Here is a 22133-nt window from a genome sequence, read left to right on the forward strand (position 1 = left end):
GAGAGAGGGGGGCACGTGGTCACCCGCATTCCCCGGCACGACTTCCCCGTGGACAACGTGGCTGAAGCCATGGCACCGATCGTCCAGAGCGCCGAAGAGGCTCTCTCTGAACTTGAGACGTCAGAGTTCGACCGTTTTGACGCTCTGGACTATTCACTCACCGTCGCCAAGTGGAATTGCCTGGCGGATCCCCTGGCTGGGGAGTTCTCGACGTGGGAGGCATGGGTTACCGCGATGCAGGTCGGCTCGGGCCTGTTCATCTCGGGGGCGGCTGCGGATGGGCCCGTCCAGTGCCGTATCGGGAGCAAGGGGGAGATCAAGAATCTTCCCGCGACCGGCCCGAAAGAATACCTGCACGCGGGCAACTGGCTCACCGCTTACTACCTGGCAGCGATCTGCCGGGAGAACGAACGCCTCGATCAACTGGCCCGTGTGCCCGTCCCGTTCCTTCGCGCATCCGGTGTGGAGTTTGACGAGTACATCTACGCATGGGTGGAGACCCTGCAGAATGCCTGGTTCGGCCGTCGGGAGGCCTGGGACACACTGGTCACCGCCATCAACGGCACGGACCCTGCGGCCCCCCATATCGCTAGTGCCGAACTCATGCTGAAGATCCTCTACCCGCCGCTGGAAGTCTTCCATCGGTACCAGCGGCAAGAGCCGGCCCCGTTCAACGCCGCCCTGGCAGAAGCGCTCACCTGGCACCGCGAGTACTGGACTGGCGATGAGGCCCGGTCCAAGAGTAGCGAGGGGCTGGTGGCTCTCGGCCCTCTGGCCATCGCCTGCATGGCCTTTGACGCGGACATCCCAGTCGAAGTCGAGTCCGAGTACCTGTCCAAGCATCTCTTGGAGCGCACATGGGTCGGCGAATTCCCCACCTGATGAGTCAGAGACATACCCGTCTCGGGAGCCAGAACGTGGCACGTGTGGTGGTAGGCGGGCGGAAGACGACGATCGTCGTTATGGGTCTCTCGACGTCATCGATTCGGAATTGAGGCATGTCAGCCCAGGATTACGACAGCCAGCTGCTGGAGTCGGTGTCCGTTCGGCGTCGGCGGTTGCGGGATGCCCTGCTGTTCGGTGGGCAGCGCCAGCGGCGGTCGTTGGATGAGCGGCTCGGCAAGGCGTTTGCCGGGATTGTGATCGCGGCTGTGCTGTGTGCGGGTTGTGTGGGGTGGTCGTTCGTTTCGCATCGGCTCATCGGGAAGAGTCCGTACGGGCCCTCGGTGCAGCAGACTTCCGCGCCCAGTAAGGCGTCTTCTTCTCGATGATAGGTTCGAACGCGTGATATCTGCGGGATCGTTGAGCCGTACAGCGTTGAGTCGGGTCACTCTGGTCGGCGAGCGGCGGCGGGTGGATCTCGTACTGCCTTCCCGGGAGCCGGTCGGTCTGCTGCTGCCCGAAGTGATCCGGGTCCTGGACGATCAGACCTCGGCCCGGCCGCAGTTGCGGCATCTCGTGAGGGCGGACGGTTCGGCGCTGGCCGATGACGCCACGCTGGAGTCGGCGGGTGTGCCAGATGGTGCGGTGCTGCGGCTGGTGCGGGCGGAGGATGCGCCGTCGGCGCCGGTCGTGCATGACGTCACCGATGAGGCTGCGGATGATCTGGATGTACGAGCCTGGCGGTGGCGGCCCGCGGCGCGGCGGGTGGTGGCCGGAACGGCTGCCGTGCTGTGGGCGCTGGCCGCCGGTGTGCTGGCCCGCGGCGAGTTCGAGCTGCCGACTGTGGGTGGTGCGCTCGTGGCCGTCGCCACGGTGGCTGCGCTGGTCGGGGCCCTGCTGGGGAAGGCCGGTCGGGGCGCGCTGGCCACCCCTCTCCTTGTCATGGGCGGGGCACTCGGGGTGCTCGGCGCTTGGACCCTCGCAGACGCGCACGGCTGGCAGGGCGGGTTGCGGCTCGCGGGCGTGGCCGGGTCTGTGGCTGTGGCGTTGCTACTGCTCGGCTGGGTCTCGCCGCTCGGGCGGGGCGGGATTGCCGGCGCCGGAGCGGTGACCGTGACCACGGTCTGCTGGGAAATCGCCCTCGCGGCGCAGTCGGGAGCCGGAACAGCCATGGGGCAGGCACGTACAGGTACGGTGCTCGCTGTCGTGTCGGCGATGCTGCTGGGATTGTTGCCCCGGCTCGCGTTGATGTCTTCGGGGTTGTCGGGGCTGGATGACCGGCGTTCGGGCGGGGCTTCGGTGAGCCGGTATGAGGTGTCGACCGCGCTGGCAGCCACCCATCGCGGGCTGGCACTCGCCACCATTGTCCTGGCGCTCTCCGCGGCCATGGCCGGGGTTCTGGTGCTGCGCGAGCCGACCGTGTGGACGGTTTCGCTCGCGGTGGTCCTCGGTGTCGTACTGGCGCTGCGGGCACGGGCGTTCCCGCTGGTCGCCGAGGTGGTGGCGCTGCTGGTGGCCGCGGCTGCGGTGACCGGGCGGCTGGCCTGGGTGTGGCTGGAGCATTCAGGGACAGTGGCGGCCCTGGTACTTCTGGTGGCACTGGTCGTCATGCCGCTAGTCATGCTGTCCGTGCAGCCGGCCGAGCATGTCAGGGTGCGGCTGCGGCGGTTCGGGGATGCGGTGGAGTCGGTCGGCGTGATCGCTCTGTTCCCGCTGCTGCTCGGGGTGTTCGGTGTGTACGGGCGTCTGCTCGGCACCTTCGAGTAGGGGTCGGGCATGGGGCAGGGCGACTGGCAGCGGGATTTGGTGCGGGAGTTGGAACAGCAGACAGCCCCAGTGATGCCCGCCGCAGGGGGCCCGGCAGAGAGCGCGGGACCGGAAGTCGGGGCCGCCGTGCCGCCTCTGTCACCCGAACCCGTATCGGGACCGGCCCAGGCACGGCCCGCGTATCGCACGCCTGACCCGAGCACCCCATCACCTGCGCCGCGCGCCTCCTCGGCGCCCCGGCTCCCGATGACCACCCCCGAGTCCGTACCGACCGTGGATCCGCGGCTGGCCATTGCCCTGGGCCGCGCCCAGCACGGGGATTCACTGACCCGCCGCACCGGGCGCTCGCTGCGCAAGCTCGCCGCGTCCGCCTCGCAGGATGTGACCGCCCGGTCGCACCTTGCCCGGGAGATCCAGCAGCCGGTGACAACCGGGCGGGTCATCGCCGTCACCGCGATCCGCGGCGGGGTCGGCAAGACCACCGCCTCCGCGCTGCTTGCCCGTACCTTCAACCACTACCGGCACGACCCCGTTCTCGCCCTGGAGGCGGACGCAGCGCTCGGCACATTGCCGGTGCGGCTCGGGGCCGAGTCGGTGCGCTGGTCGTGCCGGGAGCTCGCGGAAATTCTCACCCCGGCCATGCAGTTGACCGATATCACCGGGTACCTGGTCCCGGTGGCGGATGGGGGGTGGCTGCTGCCAGCGAGCCAGGGGCGCGTCGGCGCACCGCTGGACATGCCGACGTACCGGACGGTGACCCTCGCCTTGCGACGCTACTTCGCGGTGACGGTGGTGGACTGCGAGAGCCTGCCGGGGGAGGTGGCCCGCACCGCGATGGATACCGCGCACGCGCGGATCGTGGTCGCCCCGATGACCGCGGAAGGCGTCGGCGGCACCCGCCTGGTGCTCGACTGGCTGGCCCAGCTGCCGCACTCGGCGCTCGCCACCACAGTGGTCGCCCTCACTTCCCACTCTCCGGACATGACGCTTGATCTCAAGGCGGCCACCGCCCATCTGCGGGAGACCGGCGTCACGGTCGTGCCGCTGCCCTATGACCGGCATCTGGCCCAGGGAGGCCCCATCCACACCGCACAACTGGGCGAGGCCGTCCGGCAGTCAGCCATGCGGCTGGCCGCCGAGGCGATGGAACGGGCGGTACGCGTGCGATGACCCAGCAGCTCATCCACCGCCCGGCCCGCTCCACCCGGCCCCTCGCCCCGCCCCAGGCCCATACGGTCGAGCCGCCGCCGAACCTTCCCGAGGGAAAGATCGGCACCCCCGCGACCGCGCTGCTGCCGATGGCCGGTGTCCTCAGCTCGGTCGTGATGATGACCGTGATCCGCAACAGCCAGTTCGCCGGCCTGGGCGCCATCGTCCTCGTCGTCGCGCTGCTCGGTGCCGTGGCGCTGTTTCTGTCCCAGCGCGGCAAGGCCCAGCGCACCCGCCGCACTCAGCGCGAGCGCTACCTTGAGTATCTGGAGGAGCAGCGCGAAGAACTGGGCAGCGGGGAGCGGGAGCTGAGGCGGCACGCGCGGCTGCTCAATCCACCACCGCAGGCCTTGTACGACCTGGTGCAGGATCCGGCACGGCTGTGGGAGCGGCGTCGAAGCGATTCCGATTTCCTGCGGGTGCGTATCGGCACCGGGAACGTGCTCACCCAGGAGTTGTCGGTGGGGCGCAACAGCACCGGGGGTGTCCTCACCCCGCCGGATCCGTTCATGCTAAACGAGGCGCGGGCGCTGGTGGCCCGGTTCACCACGACCACCGACTTCCCCCTGACCCTCCCCCTGGACCGGGCCGGGAATGTCAGCATCGTCGGGGACCGGGAGGGCGTGCTACGCGTCGCCCGCGCCCTGCTGATCCAGGCCGCCGTCACCCACGCGCCCGACGACCTGGCACTCGCGCTCGGCGTGCCCGGCGAGCGGCTTGAGGAGTGGGAGTGGGTCAAGTGGCTGCCCCACATCCTGGATACGCAGACGGACGACGGGCCGGTCGCGGCGCGCCGTATCGCACCGAGTCTGCCGCAGCTGGCGCGGTTCATCGGACCGGATCTGCGGCAGCGCGCCTCGTACGCGGCCGAGGTGCGGCGCGGGCTGTCCGACAGAAACGCGCTCGCGCTCATCGACCGGCTCCTGGTCGTCAGCGACGAGTACGGGCAGAACGCCGATGAACTGCCCCGCCCCGACGTGGCAGTTGGCCTCACGGACATGGGTGTGACCGTGCTGCATCTGCTGGAGCATCAGGTGCACGAACCCGACCAGGTGACGGTGCGGATCACGGTCGACGGCGACCAGGTCGTGGTCGAGGACCTGCGTACCCCCGATGCCCCCACTACCTCCGGCACGTCGGACAACATCGGCATTGCCGGGGCCGAGGGCATCGCCCGGATGCTGGCCCCCCTGCGTCTGTCAGCCGAGTCAGTGGCCGAGGGCACCCCGGTGTCCGGCCCCATCGACTTCCCGGCCCTGCTCGGTATCGATGACCCGGCCGCCCTCGACCTCGGTGAGCTGTGGGCGCCCCGCAGCGAACGGGATTTCCTGCGCGTACCCATCGGCCTCAACGACCGCCACGAACCGGTACTGCTGGACCTGAAAGAGTCCTCAGAACTCGGCATGGGCCCGCACGGCCTGTGTGTGGGCGCGACCGGCTCCGGCAAAAGCGAACTCCTGCGCACCCTGGTCCTGGCCCTGATGGCCGCCCACCCGCCGGAGGATCTGGCGATGGTCCTGGTCGACTACAAGGGCGGGGCGACCTTTGCCCCCTTCGCCGGCCTGCCCCACGTCGCCGGAGTGATCACCAACCTGGAGAACCAGGCCGGGCTCGTCGAACGCGTCCACACCAGCCTCGCCGGCGAGGTCAAGCGCCGCCAGCAAGTACTCAAGGACGCCGGCAACGTCGCCGACATCGGACATTACGCAGCCTTGCGCGCCCAGCGCCCCGAACTGGAGCCGCTCCCACACCTGTTCGTCGTCATCGACGAGTTCGGCGAACTCCTCACCGCCAAACCCGACTTCATCGACCTGTTCCTCTCCATCGGCCGTATCGGACGCTCCATCGGCGTACACCTGCTCCTGTCCAGCCAGCGCATCGAGGGCGGCAAGCTCAAGGGCCTGGACACCTACCTCTCCTACCGGCTCGGCCTGCGCACCTTCTCCGCCGATGAGTCCCGCACGGTCCTGGAGACCACAGACGCCTTCCACCTGCCGCCACTGCCGGGCTTCGGCTACCTCAAGGTCGACACCTCGACATACGAACGCTTCAAGGCGGGTTACGTCTCCGGCGCCTACCGAGGACCTGCCCTGCCCGAATCTGCGGAAGAGCGACCGCTCGCCCTGTCCTATCCCGCCTTCAACTCCCCTACGCAGGCGGACGCTTCGGATGCAGCGGTCGACGCGCCCGCGATGCGAGAACGCGAGACCGGACCGACCGTGATGTCGACCCTGGTCGACCAACTTCGCGACGCCGCCGAGCCGGTACGCCGCATCTGGCTGCCCCCGCTGCCGCACGCGATCTCCCTGGACGCGGCCGCAGGCCCCCTTGACGTTTCCGAACGCGGCATGCAGCTGACCCGCCGGGCGGGCACCATGCGAGTACCCCTGGGGCTGCTCGACGATCCAGGCCGCCAGTCGCAGGGCCAGTGGATCCTCGACCTCACCGTGGCCGGTGGCCACATAGCGGTCATCGGCGGCCCGCAGTCCGGCAAGACCACCCTGCTGCGCACCCTCGCGCTCTCCCTGTCCCTCACCCACACAGCGACCGAAGTCGCTCTCTACGGACTGGACCTGTCGGGAGGCGGGCTTGCCGCCCTGGCGGGTCTGCCGCATGTGGGCGGCATCGCCGGCCGCGCCGACCGCGAACGCGCGGCCCGCACCGTCGCCGAGGTCCGCGCCATGCTGAGCGCCCGTGAAGAAGCCTTCCGCACGCACAGCATCGACTCCCTCGACCAGCTCCGCCACCTGCGCGCCCAGGGCGGACTTCCCGAGCTCGGCGCCACCGACATCGTCCTGTTCATCGACGGATTCGGTGCTCTGCGCGACGAGTTCGCGGATCTCGACGACGCGGTGGTGGATCTCCTCAAGCGCGGCAGCGGCTACGGCATCCACATCGTCGCGGGCATGCTCCGCTGGAACGACGTCCGCATCGCCACCCAGTCCCTGTTCGGCACCCAGCTGGAGCTCCGGCTCAACGACCCGACCGACTCCTCCATCGACCGTAAACTCTCCGAGACCCTCAGCCCCGACACCCCCGGCCGCGCCCTCACCGGTGGCAAACTCTTCGCCCAGGCCGCCCTGCCCCGCATCGATACCGTCCCCACCGCCGACGGCCTCGGCCCGGCACTGGAAGACGCGGCCCGCACCATTCGCGCCACCTGGAACGGCCACCTCGCCGCCCCCGTACGGGTATTGCCCACCCACTTGCCCGCACAGCGACTCCCGTCGGTGGCCGCCGAGCCGAAGAAGATCCCGATCGGCGTCGACCAGGACACCCTCGCACCCGTCCTGCTGCACCTGTTCGAGCAGGACCAGCACCTGCTGATCCTCGGCGACAACGAATGCGGCAAGACCAACCTGCTGGGGCTCATAGCCCGGCAATTCACCGCCCGCTACAGCGAAGACGAACTGGTCTTCGCCGTCTTCGACCCACGCCGGGGACTGCGCGCCGTCGTCCCCGAGCCGTATCGCGGCGGTTACGCCCACAACGCGAAACTCGCCGCGGCGCTGGCCACCGGCATCGCCGCCGAACTGGAAAAGCGGCTGCCGGACGGGAGCGTGGACTTCGACGCGCTGGCAGACCACTCAGGCTTCACCGGCCCCCGCATCGTGATCCTCGTCGACGACTACGACATCCTCACCACCGCCAGCCAGCAGCCGCTGGCCCCGTTCCTGCCCTACATCTCCTCCGCCCAGGACATCGGCCTGCACTTCGTCGTCGCCCGCCGCACCGCCGGCTCCTCCCGCGCCATGTACGAACCGTTCCTCACCGCCCTGCGCGAGACCGGCACCGCGGCCCTGGTCATGACCGGGGACCGCACCGAGGGCCAGCTCTTCCCCGGCCTGTACGCATCCGCCCAGCCGCCGGGCCGCGGTGTGCTGGTCCGGCGCGGCCGCCCCCACCAGCTCATCCAGACCGCTCTCGCAGACCAGGAACCCACTCTGTGACCAAAGACGTCATCGCCCTCACGCCCACGATGCCGGACATCCGTACGTTGCTTGCGGGTCTCTACGCGGGCGGCCCCGACGTGCGGGTGGACTCCGCGGGCGACGGCGCGGTCGTCCAGCTCCGCGCACCCGGCGGACATCCCCTCATCTCAGTGGAGGCCCCCATCTTCGTCCAGGTCCCCGGCGAGGCCTCACGCCTCCTCGGCACGGCCATCGATGACGCCCAAGGTCCGTTCTGGTGGACCGAGACGCGGTCCACCACCGCCGTCCCCGACGCCGAATCCCTCGCCCGCGCCTTCGCCGGCCGACTCGTCTCCGTCCTGGGCGGCACCACTTGGCCCCCCGGCCCCGTGACCACTGATATCGTCCCGCTCACCTCCGACAACGCCCAAGCCCCGGCAACGGACACCTCGCCTCCTGGCATTGACGTCCTCACCGATCAGGCTGCCGTGGTCATCCAGGACCGGCCCGTCGTCGCCATGAGCAGCTGGCTCTCCGACGCCCTGCGCACCGCAGCCACCACCAGCCGCGCGCTGCAGATCGTCACCCCCCACACGACTCGCCTCACCGTCCCCACCCGCACCGCACTCCAGGGCCACCCCAACCGCTGGATCGTCCAGGACCCCGAGCATGGCTACTACGACGGCCTCTCCGGCGCCGCACTCCGCTGGCACAACGGCGCCTTCACCCCCATCCGTACGCATCCCGGCCCGGTCCCCGCCTTCACCGAGCAGCCCGTGTCCGGTGACCGCCAGCTGATCGTCTCCCTGCGCACACAGCACGCCCCGGACGCGGGCCTGCTGCTGGGCGGCGCCCTGGAAACCACCTGGCAACAACTCACCGGCGCGCCCCCAACGGGCTGGAGCACCGCCGAACCCGTCAACCTCCCCTGGTCAACACGCCAGCTGACCGACCTGGCCCGCACCCGGGCCCCCCGCCCGACCTGGCTGATCGCCGTCGGCCACCCCGACCGCCCCGCCATCGCCACCCAGCGCATCACCCGCACCACCGCCGGAGTCGAAGAAGACATCACCCTCGCCCTCGGCTACGGCCCCGTCGAAACCCCGCCCCTCGACACCATCCAGCCCCTCGCCGAGGTGCTCGTGAGCAGGCACAACCTGACCTCGATGCTCACCTCCCTCCGCCCGGGGCGCCGCGACCTCACTGTCCCCCCGCACTTCGAGAAGCCACCGGTCCCGGTCACCTTCACTCTGGGCGCCGGTCCCGTCAGCGACATCGGGTTCGCCCACGCCAGTCGCCCACCCCTGAACCTGCACCCCATACAGCTCGGCCCCACCGCAGCGCCCGCCCTGCACTACCCCCTCGGCGACAGCGCGACCACCTGGGGCGCCCTCCAACAGCTCACGACCCACCTCACGGCCGCCCGGGAGAAGTGACAGGATTCTGGAGTCCCTCACCCGCCGCGATCGACGAAGCAACGGCCACGCACACCCTCGGTCCGGGGCCAACCGGCACCGGCCGGGACCGCCCCTCAGCCCGCCCCCGGCCCGAGTGATCAGTCAGCGTCGTAGACCCGACAAGCCACATCTTGCGGTCGCGATCAGACAACGCCCGTCTTAGGAAGATGCGTCGCCATCTGCACGACCAGCGAATCTCCGCAGGTCACGGCGGATGCGGCACGACCAGCCCTTGACGGCGGCTCCCGCCAGGGACTCGAACCTGCGGCCAAGCGCTGACGGCCTACCGATTGAGCCGAACGACCGTCTGGATCACGACCTGCCCACCCCCGACCACCGGCTCCCCCCGTTCCCATGTTCCGTGTCCCCCGCCGGGGATTCGCACCTGCGCGGACGCACGACCAACACTTCCCCTCACCCAGACTCCGGTCGGCAGCTACGGCAGAGCCAGCTCCAATTCGGCGCTGAGTGGCGCGATCCGTGGGCTCCCGGTACAAGTCCCCCCTCGGACACCAATGAGAACCCCACTTTCGTGTGGGGTTTTCTGCTGTCCGGCCGTGTGCGTCACCGTTTGAGGACCGCCTCCATGACGCGCTTGGCGATCGGAGCGGCGATCTTGTCCCCCGAGGCTTTCTCCCCGGTCCCGCCGGAGGACTCGACGACAACGGCGACGGCAACCGCCGGGGATCCGGATTCCTCCCTCTTGGCGTAGGAGACGAACCAGGCGTAGGCGGTGTTGCTGGTTCCGGTGGGGAGCTGGGCGCTGCCGCTCATGCCGCCCACCGTGCTCCCGGGAATCTTGGCCCCGGATCCTGGTCCGTCCCCGACGATGTACTCCATCATCTGCTGCAGCTTCCTCGCGTTGAGTTCGCTGAGCGACCGGCTCATCGCCTTGGGCTTGTGCTGCTCGACGATCTTGCCGTCGGCGGTCTGCAGGCCGGCGACCAGGTACGGCTGCATGAGCGCGCCCTCGTTGGCGACGGCTGCCGTGACCATGGCCATCTGCAGAGGCGTGACGCTGGTGCTGCCCTGGCCGATGCCATCAAGGGCATTGAGCGAACCATCGTCCGCGGGATAGACGGACTTGACCGCGAGCACGGGCGTGGTGATCTCCTTGTTGAAGCCGAATCCGGCAGCCTGCTCGCGCATCTTCGCGTTCCCGAGGTCATTGCTGATCTTGGCGAAGACGGTGTTACAGGAATTCAGGAGAGCGGACTGAAGGGACGCGTTCTCGCAGGTGGCGCCGTCCTCGTTCTTCAGCTGGACCGTGGACTCGGGGAGCGTCCACGGCGCAGGCGAGTCGGTGGCTGCCTCGATGTTCTTGTAGAGGCCGTTCTCCAGGGCGGCGGCGGCCGTGACCACTTCGAAGGTGGAGCCCGGCGGATAGGTCCGCTTCAGCGCTCGGTTGAGCAGGGGCTTTTCCGTGTCGCCGTTCAGGGCGGTCCAGGCTGCCGTGTCCTCCTTGGATGTGCCGGCGATCGTTGACGGGGAGTAGGAGGGGCCGGAGACGAGCGCGAGGATCTTGCCGCTGCTTGGATCGAGCGCCACGACGGCGCCCTGCTTGCCCTTCAGCCCCTTGTACGCGGCTTGCTGGGCGGCGGCGTCGATGGTGGTGAACACATTCCCTGCGCCGGCTGAGTGAAGTCGGGAGTCGGTGCCGGTCAGAAGCTTGTCCTCGACGTTCTCCAGCAGACTGGTGCCGAACGACTGGGTGGCGTAGCCGGTGACGGACGCGTACAAGGGGCCGTCGGTGTACGTGCGTTTCCAGCGCATTTTCTGCCCGGTGTCCGAGGAGCCGGTGACTGCCTTGTTGTTCACCAGAATGGATCCACGCGGCCGGTCGTAACGGCCGGGAGAACCCGGGTCGTTGGACTGGTCGACGAGCATGGGCGTGACCGTCGCGGCCGCGGCGATCAGGACGACGAGCCCGCCGAGGACAACACGACCGCGGCGAGTGCGCAGAAAGTGAGGCCGGCGCGGCGGTCCGTGGGCCGCGTCTACGGCGGGCGACGACAGGTTGATCAGAACCGGCTGCGGTGGATCCTCGTCGGACACGCTCTCGTCGGGCACAGCGTCGCCGCGCGCGTGGGCTGCCGAAGCCGGGGGACCGGTCACTGTCTCCGGCTGCTCCTCGGAGGAACCCTCCGCGAGCGGCGTGCCGGAGCCGATCGAGACGCTGTCCAGCTGGGCGCGAGCGGCCTGCGCCACGCGGGGAATGTCCTCATCGGCGACTTGCTCGAGCGCCCGGCGGGCGGCCAGGGCGCGGGCGGGATCGCTGTCCGTGAGCGATTCGCCCATGGCGGCGACGGCGCCGAGCCGGACGGCCGGATGGGGACTCGCGAGGCGAGTGGCCCAGGCATCGGGCAGTAAGGGGGAGGGGATGGAGACGCCGACGGGACTGCGGGCGAGCAGGATCTTTCCCTCGGCTCCGTAGAGCCAGCGCTGTGGTGTCTGCGCCACATCGTCGACCCGTAGCCGGTCGAACGCGTAGGTGTAGGCGTCGTCCACGGAGATGTATCCGTCGTGGTCGGTGTCGGCCTCACCGCTGCGAATGCCGGTCACCAAAGCGCTGGTGAACACGGATCCCGGCAGGACCTCCCCGGGGACGGGCTCGCCTTCGAACGAGTACTCGGTCGCCCGCGAGGCCGTCAGCACGACCCGGCCGCGGGAGTGGCCGTGGAACCTCTCGCCCAGTCCCAGGTCGGTCTCTCCCTTGCTGCGTTGCGCGAAAGCGCCACTGAAGCAGCAGTCCAGAATCACCACTTGCCGTCGTGCTCGGCAGTCGTCCAGCTGGTCGAGGAGCCATTGCGCCTCCACTCCGGTGGCGGCCAGCCGGTCCTTGCGGGTATCCGTAGCGGCGAAGTACAGGCGCCTGCGGGCATCGACGAGCCCGTGGCAGGACACGTACACCACCACAAGATCGTGCGGAGCGCGATGAGCGAGGAATTCCTCGAAGGCCAGCCGGACATCCTGAGCCGTCCTGTCGATCACCTGCGTGACCGTGAACCCGCCGATCTCCGGATCGGAGAGGACGTCGCTCAGAGCGGCGGCGTCATGTGCGGGCGCCCGCAGCCGGCGGAGTGAGGCGTCGGTGTACGTGGAGGTCGCCACCACCAGGGCCAGCCGGCGCTCGGCCGACAGCTCAGGTGTCGGCTGCATGGCGTGCGAGCCAGGCGCTGATGATGGCCTCCTGCTGCGCCGAGGTCACGCCGGTGACCTTCAACGTGTCCCCGCCGAGGCTGACTTCGACCACACGGTCCGTGCGCCCCGTCCAACTGCGTACCGCCTGGACGACCCCCCGCAGTGCGTCGGCGGCGCGTAGCTGAACGGCCAGCCAGCCCACCACGGTGGCGAGCCCCTTGGCGTGCTCGGGCTCGGTTGCCTCGCTCACCGGATCGACCGCCATGACGTCGAGATCGAGCAACTCCGCGCGCAGACGCCCGGTGATCTCGGCGAGCTCCTCCGGATCGTCGTCCGGAAGCGGCCGAACCCGTACGCTCAAGCCGACGAAGTCCGACACAAGGCCCCCTCCTGTACCCGACCCCACTGAGAGTAGCCGCTCGCACACGAGTGTGCGGGCCGCTTCCACCGGATCCCTGATGCGCCCTCAGCGTGTGTACAGGGCCTTGATGTCCGCCGCGTACGCTCCCGTGATCGCCCGCCGTTTGAGCTTCAGCGTCGGTGTCATCAGACCGGAGTCCAGGCTGAACTCCTGCGGCAGGATGCGGAACGCCCGGATGGACTCCGCCCTCGAAACACGGGTGTTGGCCCGGGAGACCGCACGCTGGATCTGCGCCCGCAGGTCTTCGTCGTCCGTCATCGCCGTGATGTCCAACGGCTGCTTCCCCTTCAGTGCCTGCCAGTGCGCCAGCGCCTCGGGGTCCACGGTGATGAGCGCCGCGATGTACGGCTGGTCGTCTCCCACGATCAGGCACTGCGAGATCAGTGGGTGGTGGCGCAGTTGCTCTTCCAGGGGCAACGGTGCCACGCTCTTGCCGCCGCTGGTGATGATGACGTCCTTCTTGCGCCCCGTGATGACGAGGTAGCCCTCTCCGTCGAGATGGCCCATGTCCCCGGTGGCGAACCACCCGTCGCGCAGCACCGCTTCGGTGGCCTTCGGGTTGTTGAGGTAGCCGGCGAAGACCGTGTCGCCGCGTACCCACACCTCGCTGTCGCTCGCGATGTGTACGGCGCAGCCCGGAATCGGCCGGCCCACCGTGCCGAATCTGACCGCTCCCGGGGGCTGGGCCGTGATGCCGCCCGCGGTCTCGGTGAGGCCGTACCCGTCGTACACGGTGATGCCCGTGCCCGCGAAGAACAGCCCCAGCTCCCTCCGGAGCGTCGAGCCGCCGGACACCGCGTTGCGTACCTGCCCGCCCAGTACGGCGCGCAGCTTGCTGTAGACCAGGCGGTCGTAGGCGGCGTGCAGGACCTTCAGGGACGGCCCTGGGCCGTGGCCCGAGCCGGTGGAGTGCCGTTCCACGGCCTCGGCATAGCGCACCGCGACGGCCGCGGCCTTGTCGAAGAGGCTGACGCGTCCGGCTTCCTCGGCGGTGCGGCGGGCCTTGTGGAAGATCTTCTCGAAGATGTACGGCACGGCGAAGAGAAACGTGGGCTGGAAGGACGCCAGGGCGGGGAGCAGCGCCTCGGGCGTCAGATCGGGCTGGTGGCCGAGGCGGACGCCGCCACGCAGGCAGGCGACGACGACCATCAGCCCGTAAATGTGGGCGACGGGCAGGAAGTTGAGAATCGAAGGCTGCACCCCGGGCTCGGCTATGATCCCGCCCCAGCCTTCGAGGAGGATGTCGCATTCGGCGGCCAGATTGGCGTGGGTGATGAGGCAGCCCTTGGGCGTTCCGGTGGTGCCGGAGGTGTAGCAGATCGCGGCGACCTGGTCCGGCAACACAGCGGCATGGTGACGGTGGATCAGGTCGTCGTCCATCCCGGTGCCCTGGTCGATCAGGGTGGCCACACAGCCCAGGTCCATCTGCCAGATCGCGGACAGCCGAGTCTCCGCGTCGGTGGCCGCCGCCACGGTCATCGCATGGTTCTCGTGCTCGACCACGATGGCCCGGACCTGGGCGTCGTACAGGATCCAGCGCACCTGCTCGATGGACGACGTGGGGTAGACCGGAACGACCTCGGCGCCGACGGACCACAGGGCGTACGCCAGAACCGTCCACTCGTAGCGAGTACGGGACATCAGCGCGACCCGGTCGCCGAAGCGGATGCCGTTGGCCAGGAAACCCTTGGCCACGGCCAGGACTTCGTCGCGGAACTGCTCTGCGGTCATCGGTTCCCAGCCATCAGGCTGTGTCGCCGAGCGGCGGGAGAACTGGACCAGGGAGGGATCACGATCGGCGGTCTCGTAGACCGATTCGGCCAGGCCCTTCGACCACGGCGGTTCGGCCCGGAAAGGAGGACCGCTTCCTGGCATATGGCCTCTCCCTTCCCCGTGTTCGGGGCGTCGCGCTGTGCAACTCAGGGAGCGAAAGGTACCTGTTGGAGGCAGTTCCTGCCTAGATTTCGGACACTTCCTTTGTCAGTCGTCCGGGGTGAGGGCGGGCTCCCGGGCCCCAAGTGCCGTATGCGAACCCTCGCGACCGTGGTCTCCGCCTTCCGCTCACGTCAGGGACGTCGGCCTGACGGCGGATGTCACTGGCGTTCGGGGCAGGAGGTCGGTGTCGACAACGTAGCCGATCGCGGTGGCCTCTGCGGCGACATCACCGACGGACGCTTCATTGTTCAACCGTGTGATCAGGTCCCTGTCGAGCGGGGCGAGTTCGTACACATGGCGGCATCATGGCCGATCGCGACCTCGGTGGTACGAGGGCCCGGTAGACGTCGCGCCGTAGATCGGCGACCGTACGGGCACGCCGTCGTCCGTGAAGGCCGGCTGTCAGGCCGCTTGGCGCACTGCCTCGGCAGACTCCCCGGCCGCCTCCTCGGCTGTCCCCTCGGCCGTCTCCTCCGCAACGCCTCCCCTGACGCGCCACAACCACCCGATGTCGCGTCCGAAGGACCACACCAGCAACCCCAGCGCCACCACAACAGCCGCGAATGCCGGCCAGCGCGGCAGGATCCCCGCGCCCGCCACGAGCAGCACGATCCCCTGCAGCGCGGCCACCGTCTTGCGTGCCGTGCTCGGTGGCAGCGGCCCGCGCAGCCAGGGCAGTATTCGGGCCGCCGCGACGAACGCGTATCGCAGGGCGCCGATCAGCAGCACCCACGGGCCCAGCGAGGTGGCGACGTAGACGCTGAGCACCAGGATGAGGAACGCGTCGACCTCCATGTCGAAGCGTGCCCCCAAGGCGGACGCCGAGCCGGTGCGCCGGGCGACCTGGCCGTCGACCGCGTCGAGTATCAGCGCCACTGTCGTCAGGGCGACCAGGACGGTGACCGGCGGCGGACTCTCGAAGGAATCCGCGACCAGCGCGGTCACACCCCCGACGAGCGTCGCCCGGGCCAGTGTGACGCGGTTGGCAGCTCCGAAGGACTTGAGCCACGACCGGCGCAGGGCGCGGGTGAGCACGGCCCAGGTGGCGACCGCGAAGGCCAGGCCCGTCAGCCATCCCGCCGGGCCCAGGCCTATCGCCGTGCCGAGCAGGGCCAGCAGGAGTACCTGGGCGCCGGCTCCCACGGCTGTCTCGTGCCGCAGTGGCCTCATGTCGTACGCGTTGTTCAAGGCCACCGTGCATCCTCCGGCCGAGTGACAGATCCATCAGGTGCCGCGTACCGTGTGCGCGGCTTCTCAAAAGATCAGTACGCGAATCGTCGCCCGATTGCTCAGGAGGCGCCAATGGAACGCGTGGCCCGTGCTTTCTGGCTTCGCTCACCCGGTCACGGCGAGATACGGGATGTCCGCCTGCCGGCACCCGCAGAGGACGAGGTGCTGGTGCGCACCCTCTGCTCCGGTGTGAGCCGTGGAACGGAGACCCTCGTCTTCCGTGGCGGCGTACCGGAGAGCCAGCACGCCACGATGCGGGCACCGTTCCAGGACGGCGACTTTCCCGGGCCCGTCAAGTACGGCTACCTCAACGTCGGTGTGGTCGAGGAAGGTCCGCGGCACCTGCTAGGCCGAACGGTCTTCTGCCTCTACCCGCACCAGACCCGGTACGTCGTCCCCGCGAGCGCCGTGACGCCCGTCCCGGACAACGTCCCCGCCCCACGGGCCGTGCTGGCCGGGACGGTGGAGACCGCCGTGAACGCCGTCTGGGACGCCGCGCCGCTGCTCGGCGACCGGATCGCCGTCGTCGGAGCGGGCATGGTCGGCTGCAGCGTCGCGGCGGTCCTGGCCCAGTACCCCGCCGTGCGCGTCCAGCTGGTCGACGCCGAGCCCCGGCGCGCCGCCATCGCCAAGGCGCTCGGTGTCGACTTCGCGCTCCCAGGGGAAGCCGCAGGTGACTGCGATCTTGTCGTCCACGCCAGCGCCACTGAGGAAGGACTCGCGCGCTCACTGGAACTCCTTGCCCCGGAGGGGACGGTTCTCGAGCTGAGCTGGTACGGCGACCGGCGGATCAGCCTGCCGCTGGGCGAGGCCTTCCACTCCCGGCGCCTGGTCGTGCGCAGCAGCCAGGTGGGGACGGTGTCCCCGGCCCGTGCCTCCCGCCGGACCTTCGCCGACCGGCTCGCGCTCGCGCTCGACCTGCTCGCCGACCCCGCCTTCGACGCGCTGGTCACCGGCGAATGCTCCTTCGGCGAACTGCCGGAGGTGCTGCCGAGGCTCGCCTCGGGCGACCTCCCGGCGTTGTGCCACCGCGTTCTGTACGACGCTGCTGATCCGGCCTGAACAAGGAGACCAGGTCGGACGTACTACTCGACAGGCCCCGGCAAAGGGCCAGACGCGCCGTACCTGGAGGGTCGCCCGTTGTTCAGCATCACAGTCCGTGATCACATCATGATCGCTCACAGCTTCCACGGAGAGGTCTTCGGACCCGCGCAGCGCCTGCACGGAGCGACCTTTCTCGTGGACGCCACCTTCCGCCGTGCCGAGCTGGACGCCGACAACATCGTTGTCGACATCGGGCTGGCCACCCAGGAGCTCGGGACCGTCGTCGGCGAGCTGAACTACCGGAATCTCGACGACGACCCCGACTTCGCCGGCACCAATACCAGTACGGAATTCCTGGCCAAGGTCATCGCGGACCGTCTGGCCGACCGGGTGCATGCGGGGGCGCTGGGCGATGGCGCACGCGGCCTGGCCGGCATCGCGGTGACCCTGCATGAGTCGCACATCGCCTGGGCGAGTTACGAGCGCACGCTGTGAACCGCGAGTGTGTCGGCCGCGAACCCGTGAACCGCGAGCCCGCCGGCCGCGAGCCGGTGAACCACGGGCCCGTGAACCGAGGCGTGGCGAACCGCGCCGACGTCACCGCGACGCCCGTACGCTCGGTGCACATCGTGATGCCCGGTGGCGTCGACGATCCGACCGCCCCGAGTGGCGGCAATGTCTACGACCGCCGGATGTGCCAGGACCTGCCCGGCACCGGCTGGCAGGTCCGCGAACACACCGTCGCGGGCACCTGGCCGCAGCCCGGAGCGGCGGCGCGCGCCGAACTGTCCCGCATCCTGGCGGAGTCTGCGGACGGCACCGTCGTTCTCCTCGACGGACTCGTCGCCTGCGCCGTTCCCGACATCGTCGTTCCCGAGACCGAACGGCTGCGCCTGGTGGTACTGGTGCACCTGCCGCTGGGCGACGAGACAGGACTCGCCCCCGCCCGGGCGGCGGACCTGGACGCCCTGGAGCGCGAAACTCTGCGCGCCGTTCCGGCGGTCGTGGCGACCAGCCACTGGGCGGCCCGCCGGCTCGTGGCCCACCACCGGCTCGCCGCGGGCCGGGTCCACGTCGCCGCCCCCGGCGCCGACATCGAGCTTTCGGCGCCCGGCACCGATGGCGCGTCGCGGCTGCTGTGCGTGGCCGCGGTGACCCCGCGCAAGGGGCAGTACCGGCTGGTGAAGGCACTTGCGGCCGTCGCGGACCTGCCCTGGACCTGTGTATGCGTCGGCGGCCTCGACCACGACCCGGGATATGTCGCCGGTCTGCGGGAGCTGATCGAGCAGTCAGGTCTCGGCGACCGGGTCCACCTCGTCGGACCGCGCTCCGGCGCGGAGCTGGACGCGAGCTACGCCGCCGCCGACCTCATGGTGCTCACCTCGTACGCCGAAACGTACGGCATGGCCGTGACCGAGGCGCTCGCGCGCGGCATTCCCGTGCTGGCGACGGCCGTCGGCGGACTCCCGGAAGCCGTCGGGCGCGCGCCCGACGGCAGCGTGCCGGGCATGCTCGTACCGTCGGAGGACCCGGCGGCACTCCCGACGGCGCTGCGGCGCTGGTTCGGCGAGCCAGGCCTGCGCCGCCGGTTGAAGACGGCCGCACGCGACCGGCGCACCGCGCTGGACGGGTGGCAGACGACGGCGCGCAATCTGGCCGGCGCGCTCGAACAACTCCGACTCGAGCCCCGGAGGGCCGCATGAGTACGACCGACGCGCCTGGTTATGCGCCCGAGTGGCTGGAGCTGCGGGAGGGCGCCGACGCCGCCGCCCGGGCACCCGAACTCATCGAGCCGCTCCAGCACTGGCTGGCGGCTCAGGAGCGACGGGCCTCCGGGATCGTGATCCGCGATCTCGGCTGCGGCACCGGCTCCATGGGACGCTGGCTCGCACCCCGGCTGAACGGCCCCCAGCACTGGATCCTGCACGACCGCGACCCGGCTCTGCTCGACCTGGCCGCCGTGCGAACGCCTCGTAGGGCGGCCGACGGAAGCCACGTGACGGTCGCGACAGAACGAGGTGACATCGCCGGCCTGACCGCGGAAGACCTGCGCGGCGCCTCTCTGTTGACGGCTTCCGCTCTGCTGGACGTGCTCACCCGCGACGAGGTGGAAGGGGTCGCCGCCGCCTGCGCGGAAGCCGGATGCCCGGCCCTGCTGTCGCTCTCCGTGGTAGGGCGGGTCGAGCTGACACCGGCCGAACCGCTGGATGCGGAGTTCGCCGACGCGTTCGACGCCCACCAGCGCCGCAGCGGGCTGCTGGGCCCCGATGCCGTCTCGGTGGCCTCCGTGGCCTTCGCACGGCACGGGGCGATGGTACGGGTGCAGACCAGCCCGTGGCGGCTCGGTGCCGATGAGTCGGCGCTGACGGCGGAGTGGCTACGGGGCTGGGTCGGCGCGGCCTGTGAGCATCGCCCGGACCTGGCGGAGCGCGCCGACGCGTATCTGCGCCGACGCCTGGAGGCGTGCGCGGCGGGCGAGTTGCGGGTGGTCGTCTACCACAGTGACCTTCTGGCGCTGCCCCGGCCCGCGGGCGTGACACCATGAGCGCGCAGACGGTCCGGGCCCGCGTCGGCACGATCGCCGGAGCGGGCATCCTCGCCGTACTGGTGTGGCGGCTGGGCACCGGCGCCTTCCTGGACGGGCTGAGCAGGATCGACGGCCCCACCCTGCTGGCCGCCCTCGGACTCGGCCTGCTCACCACCGTGTTCAGCGCCTGGCGCTGGCGCATCGTCGCCGGTGGCCTGGGCATCCGGCTGCCGCTTGGCCGGGCCGTCGCCGACTACTACCGCGCCCTGTTCCTGAACGCGGCGCTGCCCGGCGGCGTGCTCGGCGATGTGCACCGCGCGGTACGGCACGGGCAGAGCACGGGTGACATCGGACGCGGCGTACGCGCGGTCGTCCTCGAACGGACCGCGGGCCAGGTGGTGCTGATCGCGGTCGGTGTGACGGTGCTGCTCGCCCACCCGTCCCCGGCCCTGACGGAGACCCTGAGCCTCGCCACGTCACCGGTGATCGCTCTGGCGCTCGCCGCGCTGGGCGGGCTGATGATCACGGTCGCCGTCCGGCTCGGCAGGAGGCCGGTTACGTCCGGATGGCGCCGCGCAGTCCGGGCCGCGCTGGCCGAAGCGCGGCTCGGACTGCTCGCCCGCGGGAGCTGGCCGGGAGTGATCATCTCGTCCGTCGTGGTGCTCGCCGGGCACCTCGGGACGTTCCTTCTCGCCGCCAGGGCAGCGGGGTCAACGGCGTCGTTCGCCCAGCTGGTGCCCCTGATGGTTTTGGCGCTGCTCGCCATGGCGCTGCCGCTGAACGTCGGTGGCTGGGGGCCCAGAGAAGGCGTCACCGCGTGGGCCTTCGGAGCCGCCGGCCTGGGCGCGGCCCAGGGGCTGACCGTCGCCGTGGTCTACGGAGTGCTCACCTTCGCCGCGAGCCTGCCCGGTGCCGGCGTGATCGCCGGTCAGTGGCTCGCCCGGCTGCGGCGCCCGCAGCTCCAGCTCGAAGAGGGTGTCCTCGCCGAGGGTGGCGCGTCGTACGGGAGGGCGGAGGGCGTCCCGCATCACCGGCTGACCGGCGAAGCGGAGCCCCGGAACACCGTCGCCGAGCAGGACCGGTGCCACGGTGACGTAGAGCCGGTGCAGTGCTCCCTCGTCCAGGAAGCGCGACACGGTGACGCCGCCGCCCTCGATCAGCACCCGGCCCAGGCCGCGCCGGGTGAGCGTCTGCACCAGGCGGTTCGGGGCGAACGCGTCGCTGTCCGGCAGCGTCAGGATGTCGACGCCCTCCTGAACGGCCTTGTCGGTGTCACTGCCCGCCCCCACCACCCATAGAGTCGGCGCCGACCCGTCGGTGAACACCCGGTGCTCGAGCGGTACGCGGCCGTGCGGATCGACGACGACGCGCACCGGGTTGGGACCGGGGCAGGCGCGCACCGTCAGTTGGGGGTTATCGGCGACGGCGGTGCCTGCCCCGACGACCACGGCGTCGGCGAGGGCACGCAGGCGATGCAGATGGCGGCGGTCCTCCTCTCCGGTGACGTAGTCGGCGTCGCCGGTACGGGTGGCGATGAACCCGTCCAGGCTCTGGCCGAGTTGGGCGAAGGTGAGGTGCGGACCGGCCAGGCACAGCGGCAGATAGCGGTCGGCGAGCATCACCGCCTCGGGTGAGGCGTCCTGCCTCCAGCGCCGGCCGCCGTCCGTGGTCCGGACCAGCCCGGCGGCCTCGGCGTCCGCCTCGGACCGGATGCCGCGCAGTCGCTCCCAGGCCTCTGCCGCATCGAGTTCGCCGCCGCGGCCGGTCATCGGGTCCCCTCCCGGGTGAGCAGGGAGACGTACTCACCGAAGGATTCGACAAGTCCGGTCAGCAGCTCCTTTCCCTTCTCGGGGGTCGCCATTGACGGGCGGCCGATGACACCGGATTCCGTATAGGCAGGCATACCGAGAGTGAGCAGGTGCTTGCGGTCGTCGGCAATGAAGTCGGAGGTTTCATAACCGGATCGGACGAGTTCGGGATGGGCGTGCAGCAATATCGATGTCTCCACTTCGCCCGCGTGCATGTCGCTGTGCGACGGGGTCTGCACACCTGCCCTTGCCCGTGCGGCATCCCAGTCCGCCGAGCCCGGGAAAAGCGCCATACGGATCCCGCTGCCGGCAGATTCCTGAACGACATTGCGTAGTACGTAATTTCCGCCGTGCGCGTTCACCAGAACCAGGGCGCCGATACCGGACCGGCGGAGCGAGTCGGCTATGTCACGTACGACGGCGTAGAGGGTCGCGGCCGAAATGCTGACGGTTCCGGGCCACGCAGCATGCTCGTGCGAGCACGAGAACGTCAGCGGAGGAAGGTGGTGAACCGGATGGGCGGCAGCGACCTCCCGGGCGATGGTACAGGCGATGACCGTGTCGGTCACCAGGGGAAGGAATGCCCCGTGCTGCTCGAAGCTGCCGATGGGAAGGACGGCGACACCGGGCCGCCGGGTCCTCACGTCCTCCGTGGAGTCCGGTGGCAGCAGATCCGATGCCTGTGGCGTTCCCCAACCGCTCATGTCTTTCCGGCCTTTCGTTGTTCGCTCCGCGCGCTCATGGTCGAACGTGACGAAACGGGCAGCCCGTTGATACTTCTTCGTCATTTTCTCTCACACT

General features: G+C 69.9%; 15 protein-coding genes and 2 pseudogenes. 11 read left to right on the forward strand and 6 right to left on the reverse strand.

Annotation, left to right across the window (positions count from 1 at the left end; all coding sequences use genetic code 11):
• Positions 1-15: 15 nt before the first annotated feature.
• The 6 genes from OG966_RS33495 (at position 16) to OG966_RS33520 (ending at position 9205) form a co-directional block, all read left to right on the forward strand.
• Positions 16-882 carry an immunity 49 family protein gene (locus OG966_RS33495; protein WP_326653783.1) on the forward strand — a complete coding sequence of 289 codons (867 nt, stop codon included), beginning with the start codon at positions 16-18 and terminating at the stop codon, positions 880-882.
• 116 nt (positions 883-998) lie between these two features.
• Complete coding sequence (locus OG966_RS33500) at positions 999-1271, forward strand: hypothetical protein (RefSeq protein ID WP_326653784.1); 273 nt, start codon at positions 999-1001, stop codon at positions 1269-1271.
• A gap of 46 nt (positions 1272-1317) precedes the next feature.
• Entirely contained in the window at positions 1318-2649 is a 1332-nt protein-coding gene (eccD, locus tag OG966_RS33505; RefSeq protein WP_326653785.1) for a type VII secretion integral membrane protein EccD, read from the forward strand.
• A 246-nt stretch (positions 2650-2895) separates the two neighbouring features.
• Positions 2896-3819: a type VII secretion protein gene (locus OG966_RS33510; RefSeq protein WP_326653786.1), complete on the forward strand. Its 924-nt coding sequence runs from the start codon at positions 2896-2898 to the stop codon at positions 3817-3819.
• A complete protein-coding gene (gene eccCa / locus OG966_RS33515; RefSeq protein ID WP_326653787.1) occupies positions 3816-7808 on the forward strand; it encodes a type VII secretion protein EccCa in 3993 nt (1330 codons plus the stop codon). Before OG966_RS33510 ends, eccCa begins: the two co-directional genes overlap by 4 nt.
• Positions 7805-9205 carry a DUF6177 family protein gene (locus tag OG966_RS33520; protein ID WP_326653788.1) on the forward strand — a complete coding sequence of 467 codons (1401 nt, stop codon included), beginning with the start codon at positions 7805-7807 and terminating at the stop codon, positions 9203-9205. Before eccCa ends, OG966_RS33520 begins: the two co-directional genes overlap by 4 nt.
• Positions 9206-9790: 585 nt before the next feature.
• Here OG966_RS33520 and OG966_RS33525 read toward each other — a convergent pair.
• The 4 genes from OG966_RS33525 to OG966_RS33540 all read right to left on the reverse strand — a co-directional run bounded on the left by OG966_RS33525 (position 9791) and on the right by OG966_RS33540 (position 15917).
• The gene (locus OG966_RS33525) at positions 9791-12385 is read right to left on the reverse strand and encodes a caspase, EACC1-associated type (RefSeq protein ID WP_326653789.1); all 2595 of its coding nucleotides are present in this window, start codon (positions 12383-12385) and stop codon (positions 9791-9793) included.
• Positions 12369-12746 carry a hypothetical protein gene (locus tag OG966_RS33530; RefSeq protein ID WP_326653790.1) on the reverse strand — a complete coding sequence of 126 codons (378 nt, stop codon included), beginning with the start codon at positions 12744-12746 and terminating at the stop codon, positions 12369-12371. Before OG966_RS33530 ends, OG966_RS33525 begins: the two co-directional genes overlap by 17 nt.
• A gap of 87 nt (positions 12747-12833) precedes the next feature.
• Positions 12834-14663 (reverse strand): AMP-dependent synthetase/ligase, encoded by a 1830-nt coding sequence (locus OG966_RS33535; RefSeq protein WP_326653791.1) that lies wholly within the window; start codon positions 14661-14663, stop codon positions 12834-12836.
• A 462-nt stretch (positions 14664-15125) separates the two neighbouring features.
• Positions 15126-15917, reverse strand: a complete 792-nt coding sequence (locus OG966_RS33540) for a CDP-alcohol phosphatidyltransferase family protein (RefSeq protein ID WP_326653792.1) — start codon at positions 15915-15917, stop codon at positions 15126-15128.
• Between the two features lie 108 nt (positions 15918-16025).
• On the opposite strand from OG966_RS33540, the gene OG966_RS33545 reads away from it, so the two are divergent.
• From OG966_RS33545 to OG966_RS33565, 5 genes and pseudogenes are all read left to right on the forward strand, one after another.
• A complete protein-coding gene (locus OG966_RS33545; protein WP_326653793.1) occupies positions 16026-17015 on the forward strand; it encodes a zinc-dependent alcohol dehydrogenase in 990 nt (329 codons plus the stop codon).
• A 78-nt stretch (positions 17016-17093) separates the two neighbouring features.
• Positions 17094-17492 carry a 6-pyruvoyl trahydropterin synthase family protein gene (locus tag OG966_RS33550; protein ID WP_326653794.1) on the forward strand — a complete coding sequence of 133 codons (399 nt, stop codon included), beginning with the start codon at positions 17094-17096 and terminating at the stop codon, positions 17490-17492.
• A gap of 137 nt (positions 17493-17629) precedes the next feature.
• Positions 17630-18700: a glycosyltransferase family 4 protein gene (locus OG966_RS33555; RefSeq protein WP_326655484.1), complete on the forward strand. Its 1071-nt coding sequence runs from the start codon at positions 17630-17632 to the stop codon at positions 18698-18700.
• Positions 18697-19542 (forward strand): class I SAM-dependent methyltransferase, encoded by an 846-nt coding sequence (locus tag OG966_RS33560; protein WP_326653795.1) that lies wholly within the window; start codon positions 18697-18699, stop codon positions 19540-19542. Before OG966_RS33555 ends, OG966_RS33560 begins: the two co-directional genes overlap by 4 nt.
• A pseudogene (locus OG966_RS33565) lies at positions 19539-20369 on the forward strand (lysylphosphatidylglycerol synthase transmembrane domain-containing protein); the annotation flags it as partial. The gene OG966_RS33560 and the pseudogene OG966_RS33565, both read left to right, overlap by 4 nt.
• Positions 20370-20642: 273 nt before the next feature.
• Here the strand turns inward: OG966_RS33565 and OG966_RS33570 are convergent.
• Both OG966_RS33570 and OG966_RS33575 read right to left on the reverse strand, forming a co-directional pair.
• A pseudogene (locus OG966_RS33570) lies at positions 20643-21293 on the reverse strand (RibD family protein); the annotation flags it as partial.
• On the reverse strand, positions 21290-22036 hold the full coding sequence (locus tag OG966_RS33575) for a creatininase family protein (protein ID WP_326653796.1): 747 nt from the start codon (positions 22034-22036) through the stop codon (positions 21290-21292). The pseudogene OG966_RS33570 and the gene OG966_RS33575, both read right to left, overlap by 4 nt.
• Between the last annotated feature and the right edge of the window lie 97 nt (positions 22037-22133).

The organism is Streptomyces sp. NBC_01750, from assembly GCF_035918095.1.
GTDB lineage: Bacteria > Actinomycetota > Actinomycetes > Streptomycetales > Streptomycetaceae > Streptomyces.